Source organism: Prochlorococcus sp. MIT 1306, from assembly GCF_047304515.1.
GTDB lineage: Bacteria > Cyanobacteriota > Cyanobacteriia > PCC-6307 > Cyanobiaceae > Prochlorococcus > Prochlorococcus marinus_D.
Window position 1 is genome coordinate 366613 of the sequence record NZ_CP138959.1, and the last position, 12494, is coordinate 379106.

General features: G+C 53.5%; 13 protein-coding genes and 1 tRNA gene. 2 read left to right on the forward strand and 12 right to left on the reverse strand.

Annotated features, from left to right (window positions below):
- Window positions 1-84 precede the first annotated feature (84 nt).
- Entirely contained in the window at window positions 85-984 is a 900-nt protein-coding gene (locus tag SIB74_RS01890) for a S66 peptidase family protein (RefSeq protein ID WP_063396205.1), read from the reverse strand.
- Between the two features lie 3 nt (window positions 985-987).
- Window positions 988-1881, reverse strand: a complete 894-nt coding sequence (locus SIB74_RS01895; protein ID WP_063396204.1) for a 4-hydroxybenzoate polyprenyltransferase — start codon at window positions 1879-1881, stop codon at window positions 988-990.
- Window positions 1882-1934: 53 nt separating this feature from the next.
- Between SIB74_RS01895 and SIB74_RS01900 the strand changes: the two genes are divergently transcribed.
- On the forward strand, window positions 1935-3635 hold the full coding sequence (locus SIB74_RS01900; RefSeq protein ID WP_082818492.1) for a Ppx/GppA phosphatase family protein: 1701 nt from the start codon (window positions 1935-1937) through the stop codon (window positions 3633-3635).
- Between the two features lie 190 nt (window positions 3636-3825).
- Here SIB74_RS01900 and SIB74_RS01905 read toward each other — a convergent pair whose 3' ends face one another.
- The 8 genes from SIB74_RS01905 to SIB74_RS01940 form a co-directional block, all read right to left on the reverse strand.
- Window positions 3826-4539, reverse strand: coding sequence for a helix-turn-helix domain-containing protein (locus SIB74_RS01905; protein ID WP_063396202.1), 714 nt, complete (start codon window positions 4537-4539; stop codon window positions 3826-3828).
- A gap of 142 nt (window positions 4540-4681) precedes the next feature.
- Window positions 4682-4753 (reverse strand) — tRNA-Val (locus SIB74_RS01910).
- Between the two features lie 27 nt (window positions 4754-4780).
- Entirely contained in the window at window positions 4781-5536 is a 756-nt protein-coding gene (gene cobM, locus SIB74_RS01915; protein ID WP_063396201.1) for a precorrin-4 C(11)-methyltransferase, read from the reverse strand.
- Complete coding sequence (lgt, locus tag SIB74_RS01920; RefSeq protein WP_063396200.1) at window positions 5536-6450, reverse strand: prolipoprotein diacylglyceryl transferase; 915 nt, start codon at window positions 6448-6450, stop codon at window positions 5536-5538. Before lgt ends, cobM begins: the two co-directional genes overlap by 1 nt.
- Before the next feature lie 20 nt (window positions 6451-6470).
- A complete protein-coding gene (petA, locus tag SIB74_RS01925) occupies window positions 6471-7403 on the reverse strand; it encodes a cytochrome f (protein WP_063396411.1) in 933 nt (310 codons plus the stop codon).
- Window positions 7404-7456: 53 nt separating this feature from the next.
- Window positions 7457-7993: a cytochrome b6-f complex iron-sulfur subunit gene (gene petC, locus SIB74_RS01930; RefSeq protein WP_011825335.1), complete on the reverse strand. Its 537-nt coding sequence runs from the start codon at window positions 7991-7993 to the stop codon at window positions 7457-7459.
- Between the two features lie 388 nt (window positions 7994-8381).
- Complete coding sequence (tatC, locus tag SIB74_RS01935) at window positions 8382-9122, reverse strand: twin-arginine translocase subunit TatC (protein WP_071818080.1); 741 nt, start codon at window positions 9120-9122, stop codon at window positions 8382-8384.
- A 124-nt stretch (window positions 9123-9246) separates the two neighbouring features.
- Entirely contained in the window at window positions 9247-10968 is a 1722-nt protein-coding gene (locus SIB74_RS01940) for an NFACT RNA binding domain-containing protein (protein WP_063396410.1), read from the reverse strand.
- Between the two features lie 69 nt (window positions 10969-11037).
- On the opposite strand from SIB74_RS01940, the gene gmk reads away from it, so the two are divergent.
- Complete coding sequence (gene gmk, locus SIB74_RS01945; RefSeq protein ID WP_063396409.1) at window positions 11038-11607, forward strand: guanylate kinase; 570 nt, start codon at window positions 11038-11040, stop codon at window positions 11605-11607.
- A 141-nt stretch (window positions 11608-11748) separates the two neighbouring features.
- On the opposite strand, the gene psaJ is transcribed toward gmk, so the two are convergent.
- Window positions 11749-11871, reverse strand: a complete 123-nt coding sequence (gene psaJ, locus SIB74_RS01950; RefSeq protein WP_011130685.1) for a photosystem I reaction center subunit IX — start codon at window positions 11869-11871, stop codon at window positions 11749-11751.
- A 45-nt stretch (window positions 11872-11916) separates the two neighbouring features.
- A complete protein-coding gene (locus SIB74_RS01955; protein WP_011130684.1) occupies window positions 11917-12429 on the reverse strand; it encodes a photosystem I PsaF protein (subunit III) in 513 nt (170 codons plus the stop codon).
- Window positions 12430-12494 lie beyond the last annotated feature (65 nt).

Below are 12494 nucleotides of genomic sequence, written 5' to 3' on the forward strand. Positions count from 1 at the left end.
CTTATTTTTTAGGCTTGAGTATTAATGGCATTCGACTAATTGCAGATGTTTATTGTCTTGATTATTTCGCTGAAATAGCTTTGTTTAGCTCAGCAAACTGAGCCGGCCATGGCTGCCGTCAAGCTGGGCTTGTCGTCCAAGCGGTAATGCAGCATTGCCGCAGCAATGACCAACTGGGAGTTGGCCGACCACAGGAATTCCGAGGTCAACACTGCGTTCTTTTAATACTTCCTCAAGATGGAAGGTTTGATGCCCAGGCTTCTGTTCTGGTGCTTCACACCCCTCAAAGCTGCCGAATCCGAGGCCGGCCAGTCTTTGTAGTAGGCCTGCGAGGCGCCAGTGGGTCAGCATGCGGTCGATGCGATAGGGCGCTTCTTCAACATCTTCCAGAATCAAGATTGCACCATTGAGATCGGGGACATGGCTACTCCCTAGCAAATGGGAGGCCACAGTGAGATTGGCGACCAACAATGGCCCGCTTGCCACTCCACCCATCCAGGGCTGCCCTTCAAGGTCTGGGATGTGTTCGCCGAAGAGAAGATCATGCAGCCGGGCTTGGCTCCAGGCTGGTTCCTTGGCAAGTGTGGTGAGTAAGGGGCCATGCACGCAGCCGTCGAACCCGGCCGCCAAGCGTGCCCAGAGCAGGGCGGTGACATCTGAAAACCCCATGAGCCAGCCTGGTTGCCAGGTTTGCTTGTGTTCCAGTAAACGTGCAGCTCCCCAGCCGCCACGAGCACAAGCCAGCAGAGCAGCAGGGGACTCAGGATTTAGATCGCGCTGGCGGCTGGCATCATTTCCCGCTAGGTAGCCCCAGCGGCGTTCACTCACTTGCTGAGACCGGCAGACTAATCCCCACTCTTCAAGGACTTTGAGGCCTTCGAGCAGTGATTGCTCATCCTCCAGCGCTGAACTCGTAGCCACTGTGATCACCTCGTCGCCACGTTGAAGCGCTGGTGTGAGTAGGTCAGATCGGAGCTGCACCATGATTCAGCTGATACGTCCCAGGATCAAGCCGAGCAGCAACATCGCGCCTAGTAGAACTTGATGTTGAAAGTGTTGCCCGTAGGTCGTCATTGGTTGATTGGAACCTCGCAGGGCCCACGTTTCCTTTTGCATGCCGATGCTGGCGATGAGCCAGAAGGGCCAAAAGGCCCAGCCCACTCCTGCGCTCATTGCTGCACTAGCCAGAAAGGTGCAGGCCAGTGCATAACTAAACGCGACAGTTTTAAGTGCATGGCTCCCCAAGCTCAAAGCACTGCTTTTTAAGGCCAGGTTGGCGTCGTCACGACGATCCGCCATGGCGTAAACCGTGTCAAAGCCGAACGTCCACATCAGAGTGGCCAACCAGCAGCCCAGCAGTGGCCAGCCTCCGTTGAGATTGGCCTGGCTTGCTGCCCAGGGGATCAGTACGGCAAACCCCCAGCAGAGGGCAAGCACCGCTTGTGGATAGGCAAACCAGCGCTTGGCCGAGGGGTAGAGCAGGATTGGTGGCAAGGCCAGGATGGCTAGAGCAAGGCATAGGCCCTGGCTTGGCGTTGGCAGGGAGACCACGACCAAAAGACTGAGCAGCAACAACACAATCAATAAGCCCACAGCAGTGGAAATTCGAATGCTGCCCCGCGCTAGTGGCCGTTCCCTCGTGCGCTCCACCTGGCGATCAATGCGTCGATCCCAGAGATCATTGGCAATGCAACCGGCGCCGCTCACCATCAGACCTCCAACGACGATCAGACTCACAAGCCCTGCGAAAGGAGGTGCATCCGGAGTGAGCCAAAGGCTCCAACCTGCTGGCACGAGAAGGATGAGCCGACCACTGGGTTTGTGCCATCGCAGCAGCTCTAGCCATTGCCTTAAGCCATTGGAGACGGATCTGCTGGTCACGGGTTTCTGGGTTTGAAGAACCCTAGGGAGGGACCTCCAGACATCGTTGGCTGATGGCAAAGTGGTCTCGTTCCAGGCTCCTGTACTTCATGCCAGGTGTCGAGCCATTGCCTTTCGGTGTGGTTGATGTCGAGCAGGAGGAGGCCAGGTACTCCAGTGCTGGTCAGCTCCGTTCTGAGCGAGAGCTCCGCAACGTTGCCGCGATTGATATTGGAACCAATTCCACCCATCTCTTGGTGGCGTCGGTTGATCCTTTTCTGCACACCTTCAGCGTTGATCTTGCAGAGAAATCAACCACAAGACTGGGTGAGCGAGACCCTGACTCTGGAGAGCTCACGGGGCCTGCTATGGAGCGGGTATTTGAAACACTCAAACGTTTTAAGGAGCTAGCCGCCAGCCATCAGGTGGAGCAGGTGGTTGCGTCGGCGACTAGCGCAGTACGTGAAGCTTCAAATGGGCGGGATTTTTTGCAACGGATTCAGGATCAGCTCGGCCTTGAGGTGGATCTGTTGAGCGGTGCTGAGGAAGCACGACTGATCTATTTGGGTGTTTTGTCTGGCATGCCTTTTGGGGAGTGTCCCCATCTTTTGCTCGATATCGGTGGCGGTTCCACAGAGCTCATCCTCGCGGATGGTCGCGATGCTCGGGCTCTGACAAGCACGCGGGTTGGTGCAGTGCGGCTACAGAGGGATTTTGTTAAGCATGAACCAATCCCCCCTCAACGGCGTTCCTTTTTGCAGACATTTATCCAGGGTTCTTTAGAGCCAGCTGTTGATAAGGTCTGCCGTCGCATCAAGCCTGGGGAGAGCCCTGTGATGGTTGCCACCAGTGGAACCGCCATGGCCATCGGTGCTTTGTTGGCTAGCGAAGACGATCGCCCTCCGTTGAGATTGCATGGCTATCGATTCTCACGGCAGCGGCTTGATGGCCTGGTTGAGAAGCTGATAGCGATGACGCCTGAGCAGCGTCGCATCCAGACGCCGATTAATGATCGCCGTTCCGAAATCATCGTTCCGGGTGCGCTGATTCTTCAAACCGCCATGCAGATGCTCGCTGCTGATGAACTGGTGCTGAGTGAAAGGGCTCTGAGGGAGGGTTTGATCGTTGACTGGATGCTGCGACATGGCCTACTGGAGGATCGCTTTAGTTTTCAGAGCAGTATTCGTCAGCGCACCGTGATTCATCAGGTGCAGCGTTTTGCAGTGAATCACCGCCGTGCAGAGCGTGTAGCCAGCCATGCACTCAGCCTTTACGACCACACACATGGTGTTCTTCATCACGATGATGGAGGTGGACGGGATCTGCTTTGGGCATCGGCAATGTTGCATGCCTGTGGTCAGCACATCAATCTCAGTGCTTATCACAAGCATTCCTGGTATCTGATTCGTCATGGCGAGTTGCTCGGCTATTCGGAAGCGGAGCATTTGATGGTTGCGGCTATTGCGCGCTATCACCGCCGCAGTCTTCCCAAGAAGCGTCATCTGGAATGGCAGGCTTTAGCCACCCGGGAGCATCGTCGTCTCGTTGCCGAGATGGCTTTGTTGCTGCGATTAGCAGCAGCCATTGATCGCCGTCCTGAGCCAGTGGTGGCTGCAATCAGAGTGGAGTCCGCTGAAGATGATCAGGTCGTCTTTGAACTCGTGCCGGAAGGATTGAATCAGAACCTCAGCCTTGAACAATGGAGCTTGAAGAGCTGTGCTTCGGTTGTGAAAGAAGCAAGTGGCGTAACCATGAAAGTTGTCGTTGAGGAATGAACTTGGTTCAGCATTAGGTTGTTGTTGGTTAATTGATGCCAGCGGATCTTTCTATTGTGCCCAGAGCAGTAGGTGGTTTTCGATTATGAGTTACATGAATCAGATCAGGATGCCCTGTATAGATTTCTAGGTCTTCCTCTAGTGGATAGATAAGGGCTCGCAAAGGGTGCCTCCAAAAATAATCTCAGTTTCACTGTTGGGGGTTGGGGTTGGGACCTGGCTGCGTCTTTTGCTGTTCAGTTGAAGCTGGTTGATTATTATTATTTGGTTTTTTTAGCCCTGATGGAGATGTTGATGGCAGATTTTGGGTAGGTGTTGCATATGCAGGCAGAGAGGTTGGCTCCGTGTCCTTAGGCTCATCTTCCTTCACATCATTTGAACGAGTTGAAGACCCAAAGATCATGCCTTCAGCAGTGTTGTTGATTGAAATGATTGCGTTGTTGATGCTTCTTTGGATGTGGCTAAAGGTGTTGGGATTGCTGTAATAGGTGATGGCTAGTCCTGCTGCAGTCAATCCAATCAACCCTCCCAAAAAGGCCAATGCAGGTATCACTTTTAGGTTTGGACGAGAAGCTTTGCTCTTTGATTGGCGTAGGGCTTCGGAGCTTGATGGAATGATGACCTGAATTTGCTGCACAAGGGCAGTCGCATCGAGGTTGAGTCGCTCGGCGACCCGGCGCACCATGGCTCTAATAAAAACCGGCTCAGGTAGTAGGTCTTTGTTTCCATTCTCCAGGGCTATTAGTTGCTCTTTGCCTATTCGAAGACTTCCCGCAATTTCTGCTATTGAAAACCCCCGTTTTTCGCGGGCTTCTCTAAGCAACGCGCCAACTTGAATCAATGGTGTGGAGAGTTGCTCTGAGTGGGATTGGTCACTCAAGAAGTCCTGAGGGTGCTCCGGCATTAAGGAAGAGGAGTGTTGACCTGCATGCATTTGACCTTAGTTGGAAGCACTGAGCTTGTCAGGCATCATTTGTTCCCATGTATATGGGATCACCTGGTTTTGATGATGAGCAGATCAAGCAAATGCTTGGCATTAAAACTTATGGGCGATGCGGGATTCGAACCCACGACCCCTTCCGTGTGAAGGAAGTGCGCTACCACTGTGCTAATCGCCCGCACTACTGGATTTTAAAACACTCTCTTTAGCCCTTTTGGCGAAAGAGATGCTTGTGGTCTGGAGAATACAGCTTCGAACGTTGGCGTCCTGCAGCTAGGGCCGGACTGACGACATAAAGGGTGGTGCGAATCAGCTCGTGTTCACGGGAGGTCGTAGCCATTTGCTTCAAAGGCACCACGCTTAACCATTGATCGGGCCAGCTCACCCTGTAGCCGATAGCTACTGGTGTTTCAGCTGAATAGTGCTGCAGCAGTGTGGCTTGTACTTCCTCCACATGGCGTGCACTGAGGTAGAGGCATAAAGAGGCTCCAATTGATGCCAGGTGTTGGAGGTTTTCGCGCTCGGGAACACCGGTGCGTCCCCCTGCTCTGCTGAGAACAATGGTTTGGACAAGGCCTGGGATGGTGAGTTCAGCTTTTAGGGCTGCGGCCGTCGCTTGGTAAGCACTCAGACCCGGCACAACTTCTACTTCAATGCCTGCGTCAGCAAGGCCACAGATCTGTTCCGAAAGGGCTCCATAAAGGCAGGGGTCTCCGTCGTGAAGACGGACCACCCGCTTGCCTGCTTGCGCCCTGTTCACCAGCAGCGGAAGAACTTCCTCGAGGGTCATTGAGCTGGTGCGGATTCGTTCACAGGACTCAGGTGCCAATGCTGCAATATCTGGTGAAACCAGTGAATCGGTCCATACAAGGACCTCAGCCTGCTTGAGATGTTCTGCGGCACGCAGGGTTAGCAGATCAGTCGCGCCTGGACCTGCACCAACGATGGAGATTCTGCTCATCAAGCGAATGACCTAGGCCTACCAGGGTCCGGTAGCTTTCGTTTGCGACCATAGAGCCACCAGAGGCCAAAACCTCCAACTGCCATCATCGCCAAACTCATCAGCTGGGCAATACGCAGGCCTCCTTCACAGGAAGGTGGTAAAGCGCCTAGGCAGAGGGGATCAGTTCGAAGTGCTTCGATCCAAACTCTGCCTAGGCTGTAAGTGATCAGGTAGATGCAGCTCAACGCACCGGCGGGGAGTTTAAGTAGCCCTTTGTTGCTGCGTTGAAAAAGAACAATTAGCAGTGTGAAGACTAGAAGATTCCAAATTGATTCGTAGAGGAATGTGGGATGGAAAAACTCGTTATTGGCATAATTAAGTGGACGATTCACGAATGGGATGAACAATTTCCAAGCAAGGTCGCCCTTGATTGGAACACCGAAAGCTTCGTTATTGAAAAAATTTCCCCAGCGTCCAATTGCCTGGCCAAGGGCAATGGATGGGACAAGCACATCAAGAACATCCCAGAAGGCTTGGCGACGCCAACGGCAGAAGATCAACACTGCAAGGGTGCCAGCAAGCAGTGCCCCATGAATAGCGATTCCTCCACCCCAAATTTCCACGGCACTTGGGATTGGTATGGCGAGTCCAAAGATATTGATCGAGCTCCAAAAATTGTCTCCGCTGTAGTTCCTCCACTCAAATGCGACGTAGTAGATGCGTGCTCCAACAACGGAAGTTAATACGAGAATGGGCAGCAGATCACTGATCAAGCCCTGTTCAAGGCCTCGTTTACGGGCCAGGCTGCTGGACAGATTGAGGCCGATCAGTACGGCGATGGCAATCAGCAATCCATACCACCGCAAGGCAAAGGGCCCGAGCTGAAAGAGCTCGGGCCCTGGAGAGGTAAAGGTCGCGATGAATGCGTCCATTGAGTTGAGATGAATGGGGATCAGATCCCCTCAGCTGCCTGAACTTTTTCGACTTGCTTCTTCTTCAATACAAGTAAGATTTGAGCGAGAGAAACTGCTACAAAGAATGCCAAGAGTCCATAGATTCGCACTGGATTCTGGAGCACAACCTCGGTATCGAGTTGTCCGAAGCCACCACTATTTGGGTCGCTAGTTAAGGGGGCACCAGCCTCTACTTTGTCATCTACTTTTACTAGCAGGCTTGGACCAGCTGGAATGGTTTCACTGATGACTTTTCCGCTGTCAGTTTTGAGCTTGATGTCGCTTTCCCCATTTTTACCAGCCTTAATAGATGTAATCGTGCCAGCTTCAGTTGCTGTGAAAGCGTTGTTATTGGTTTTTTCACCAGTAGGCAATATTTGGCCTCGCCCACGGTTGCCTCCAACGTGGATGGAGTATTTGCCGAATTGAATACTGCTGTCAGTCGCAGGATCAGGTGAAAGTATTGGGAAAACAATCTCTTTGTTGTTGTCACCAGGAAGCGGGCCAACAAGGAGGATGTTCTCCTTCTCTTCGCTGTATTGAGTGAAGAAGACTCCTTTGGTTTCTTCTTTTATCTCTTCGCTCCAGCGATCCTGTGGGGCCAGCTTGAATCCATCAGGAAGCATGACAACGGCACCCACCTGGAGGGGCACATCACTGCCATCGGAGCTGATCTCTGTTGTGTCTTTCTTGTAGGGGATTTTCACCACTGCTTTGAAGACGCTGTCGGGTAGTACTGATTGAGGTACTTCTGCCTGAGTGGTTTTTTGGGCCAGATGACAGTTCGCACAGACGATCTTGCCAGTAGCTTCTCGGGGGTTGTCGTAGTTCTGTTGAGCCCAGAAGGGATAGGCCCAGCTAGCAGCTGGAGCAACAAGAATCGACAAACTAAGAACCAGTGAGCCGAGAAGGATGGGGATGAGGCGACGCATGATGCGAGGGGATAGGAGAGCTGGAACGACGATGGTGCGTTTGGTTGTCAGATTCAGGTCCACCAGGGCTTCTCGCCCGTGCGGAAGTCTGTCTCGGTCCATTGGCTTACAAAGACGTTGTCGTTCTCGACAGCGATGTTGGCCAATGCGAGAGAGAGGGGTGCCGGCCCCCTTACGACCTTTCCAGTGGAGTTGTATTGGCTGCCGTGACACGGGCAGACGAATTTATTGACCCCGCTGTTCCAAGGCACCACGCAGCCGAGGTGGGTGCAGATCGCGTTGATTCCGTAACTGCCAATGGCATCATCGCCTTCAACAATCAGGTAGGTGGGATCACCTTTCAGCCCTTGGACAAGGCTGCGGTCACCATCTGAATGGTTCGCAAGCCAGCCGCTTGCTGTGACCGAATTGCCAAGTTCATCCTTGGCGCTCGTGCCACCTCCGCTCCCGGAGGCACGAGGTGGAATGAAGTACTTCACAACTGGATAGAGGGATCCAAGCGCAACGCCAGTCACTGACCCGAAAGTGAGCAGGTTCATGAACTGCCGACGACCCATCCCGGGCACATCACTCGAGGTCATTTGTGTCATGACGGATGTTCGATCTGCGCAGAATGGAGACCATTATGGACTGTGAAGGGCCCGTCACGCTTTGCAAAGACTGGGCTTTTCAGTGCAATCGTCGCATCATTCTGTGCTTTGGCTAATCCTTGACGATGCTCTGTTGCCTCTAGAGCTCGGATAGGGAATTGCTTGCTTAAGGAATTGTCGGCAAGCTTCCTAATCCATGCACTTGCTGGTGTGCCGCCAGAGTCTGTACTTGCAGGTGATCTGGGCGTATTTGAGCAGCAATCTTTATGTTCTGGATCAACAGGCTTATCGCAATCATCTCGGCGAGGCGCTTTAGGCGGTCATTCGACTGGGCTTGGTAGATGTCGTCTGGGAATTGCTGGCTCGCACAACCGAAAGATCAAGCTTCTCAATTTGTGGCTGTAGGAGGCTGGTCGCTTTCGCTTGCAGGCATGTCTGGCCTGAATTGATCAGTTAGCGCCACTAGGCCTACTCCAATCAGGAAAAGGGCTGTAATGGCTCCAGCCAGCAGCAGCATGGTGATTGGATCAGTGGATGGGGTCAATACAGCTCCAGCCAAGGCGGCACCAAGCACGACCCATCGCCAGGCACTCAACATTGGTTGCCAGTGCAATAACCCCAGAATTCCTAATATCAACTGGAGCACAGGTAGCTGAAAGGCTAGGCCGGTAGCCAGCATCAGCAGAAGCACAAAATCGAGATACCTCTCAATTGACCACAGTGGTTCGACTACATCGGCGCCATAACTCACCAGAAACTTCAGAGCTGCTGGTGCTAGGGCCCACCAGGCGAAGGCAAGGCCGGCTAGAAACAAGATCGCTGATCCAGCGACTGCTGGAGCGATCAGACGTCGTTCCCGTTGAGTGAGGCCAGGCAATACAAATCCAAGCCCTTGATAGAGCACATAGGGCAGTGCAAGTGTTAAGCCTGCGTAGCCTGCCACCTTGATTGAGACGAATAGAAACTCTCCTGGGGCCAGCTGAAGAAAGTGAATGGATCCAGCCGGAGCTTCCAACAGCCGTACGAGCGGCTTCACCATGAGCAGGCAGGCACCTGCCGCTAAAACAACAGCAAGCAGACTGCGCAGCACCCGTTGCCGTAATTCCTCCAGGTGATCAACCAGAGGCATTTCCACGTCGTGGGGTGGTTCGGTGTGCTTGATTCCCTGCTCGACGTGAATCGGGGCAGGGGGTGGAAGAACCGAACCTGTGGGCTGATCGGGACTGGTCAGAACAGGCGCCGCTTGGTTTTCATCAGACTAAGAGTTCTGAGGCAGAGAGGTGTTGAAGCCCTCGATCTGGTTCAGCCCAGCAAAGGTTTCCGTCCCGGTAGCGCACGGTCCCTGGGCCTGCTCCTGGGATTCGCTGCAGGCTGCTTGTGGGCACCATCACCACGGGTACACGTTGATTGCCTCTTGCACGACTGAAGTGAGCGGCCAGGTCTGCAGCTAGTTGCAGGTCGGCCTCCTCAGCCTGGCCATTGGAGGCCTTGAGAACGACATGGCTGCCTGGACATTCCTGGGCATGAAACCAAAGATCACCAGGGCGAGCTTGGCGAAGGCTGATCCAATCGTTTTGGCGGTGGTTGCGACCAACCTGAACGACGAGTCCACCAGGACTGGTCAGTTCGAGGGGGCTTGGGGGTTGTTGATTGCGACGGCCCCGCTTCTGGCGATTGCGGGATTGAGAGATCAGCAACTCGTCCAGCTCCTGCCGCAACTCCTGCAGCCTTATCGACCGTTCTCGCCGTCCTTCCCAGCTGGTTCCAAGCAGATCTTCCAGAAACATTTCACTGCCTTGGATCAGCTGCAGCCTTTGCTGGTGATGTTCAATGCGTGTTTTCAGCACGGGCACTGAGCGGCGGAATTTTTGAGCTTTTCGGTAGAGCTTTTGGGTTTGGTTGATCAGATCCTTGCTCGGCGAAGGCAGGCAAAGCATGGCGTCGGCTTGTTGTTGAAGAGAATTGCTTTGACTGGTTTCGTTGAGTCGACCCTGTTGTTCGCCAAGGGCCTGCTCCTCTCGTTGTCGCCACTGACACAGTCTTTTCTGGAGGTCTTCGGCTAGTTGATTGAGTGACTGGGTTTCAAGATGCCTTCGGTAATAACTCCCGAGAGTGAGGCTGAGCCCATCGGTGAAGGAGGAGGAGGAGGTTGAGTTGTCACAGGCCCAGACGCGGTAACTGCTTGGACCGTCAAACCTCATCGTGAAGCGCTCTTTCTCAAGGCAGTCCAGCCATCGACTCCAGCGGTGGTAAAGGTGTTGCCATTGCTCGTCGGTGATCTCAAGTACTGAAAGCTCCAGCAGGGCATGTGCTTTTTTTGCATCGTCGTCAACCAGCTGCAAAGCGAGTGCAGGACTGATGCCTTGGTAACACTGCTGCAGAGCGCTACGCAGCTTGGTTGGCACAAGGCAGAGAATGTCTTTCCAGCGTTTTAGGGATTCCTTTGAGCTTGGTTCTCTGCCTTGCATCGGCGGTGGAGCGACATAGATGTCTGCAGTTCCGATTGGTCTCACTCTTGATTGATGGTTGCGTACCTGGCGTCCAAGGGTGATCACCTGGCGTTGACGATCAAGCAGAAGCAGGTTGCTGTGGCGTCCCATCAGTTCCAGCACCAGAGTGCGCTCGATAGGTTCGCCAGGGCGGTGGGCGAGGCCGCACTCCACCACGCGATCAAATCCTTTCTGTTTCAGTTCAATGAGCGCCATCTGTCGAAGGCCATGTTGAATCTGCTGGGACAAAGTGCTGCCGCTGCCTAGGCGGGGGGGAGGGGTGATCTTGACCAATCGGGGACAATCAGCACGCCAGCTGAGTTCAAGCCACACAAGACCTTTGAGTGTGCGCAGCCCGAGTTGGAGGGTATGAGGTTCTGGTTGTTGGACCTTTTCGAAGCGGCTTGGCAGCACCTCCTTGCGGAGCTCGCTAAGTACAGCGCGCAAGCTTGAGAGGTCCATGACCTGGAGGGCAGCAGGGGCCATCGATTCAGTCGGGACCTGGATTGCACGCAGCCTTCCTACTCTGCGATCCGATTCAATGCAATGCAATCAATGGCTCCATCCGCCGCTGAAGGAAAGCTCACGGTGATTACTGGGCCCAGTGGCGTTGGTAAGGGTTCGTTGGTGAAGCAACTCCTAGAGCTCCATCCAGAGATCTGGCTGTCTATTTCGGCGACAACGCGTGAAGCGAGGCAAGGCGAGATTGAGGGTGATCATTACTTCTTCTTGAACCGTGATCGCTTTGCAGAACTGGTTCAAGCTGGCGGTTGTCTTGAATGGGCTGAATTTGCAGGCAATCTCTATGGCACCCCACGCCAACCTGTTGAGCAGCAGCTTTCATTAGGCCGTCCGGTTTTGCTTGAGATTGAACTGGAAGGGGCCCGACAGGTGCGGAGCAGTTTCCCTGAAGCTTTTCAGATTTTTTTGGCACCGCCCAGTTTTGAGGAGCTTGAACGACGCATTCGCGGACGCGCCACTGATCCTGAAGAGGCAATTCAGCGACGTTTAGCTAGGGCGAGGGAGGAACTGATGGCTCAGCAGGAGTTTGATGCAGTGGTGATTAATGACAACCTGCAGGTTGCTGTGAATGAGCTGGAGTCTTTGATGGGTCTGAGCTGTTGATGCGAAGACTTTTCCCTGACCTTAAAGCGTTATTTGACAACATAGGCCAATAAAAAAAGCCCCTTTAGAGGGCTTTTTGAAGGGGTTTAGCCAAGAAGCTAATTTGTTCCTTGGCTGTAGTTGTTGATGCTCTTCAGCTCTTCAAAGACCCATTGGGTGGAAGAGAAGATCTGGGTAGAAGCGGTTGAATTCAACGATGATTCCCGCTGTGAGCCATACCCAGAGAACGGCAGCCATTGGCCAGCTTTCGAAGAATTTTCTCATCTTGATAAAGGGGAGATGGGGTGGTTGTTAAGAGGAGAATATTGCTCAGCGTGGTGAAACTGTGATCTTGTCGTCGCTCTCACGGAGGCTGCCATTTTGGCCTTCAATATGAGCGAGCCACGGCCAGGCGGAAGCTCTCAGCATGCAATTGAAAGCCAGGGTTATATCAAGATGGATCTCATTGTCTAAGGCTGCTTTGTGGCCTTTGGCTTTGATGGCCTGGAGATAAGAACGACCAGCCCAACCGATGATTCCAGCGATGTAGATGAAAATCACCCCTGGGATCATGATTTCGCCTTCATGGCCGCGAATAAAGGACATCGCAAACGGCTCAACTGGCGCTGGGATTAGAGCGTGTGGGAGTCCGTCATCACCGCACAAGGATTTGCTGTAGCGGTCAAAGCGGGCAATGGCCTGTGGAGTGTCTGCAGCACTGGCTCGCTGCTGAAAACGGGCATTCTCAGCGCAAGGGGTTAGGCCAGCTATGTCAGCTTTAGCAACGGGTGCAAAGCCGAGAACCAGCAGAGCCGAGAGCACAACGGCGAAGAGACGACGCATCGGTTTCGATTCCTGTAAGACCTGCTCCGGAACGGCAGGATGTCACAAGTAAAATGTAAATGAGG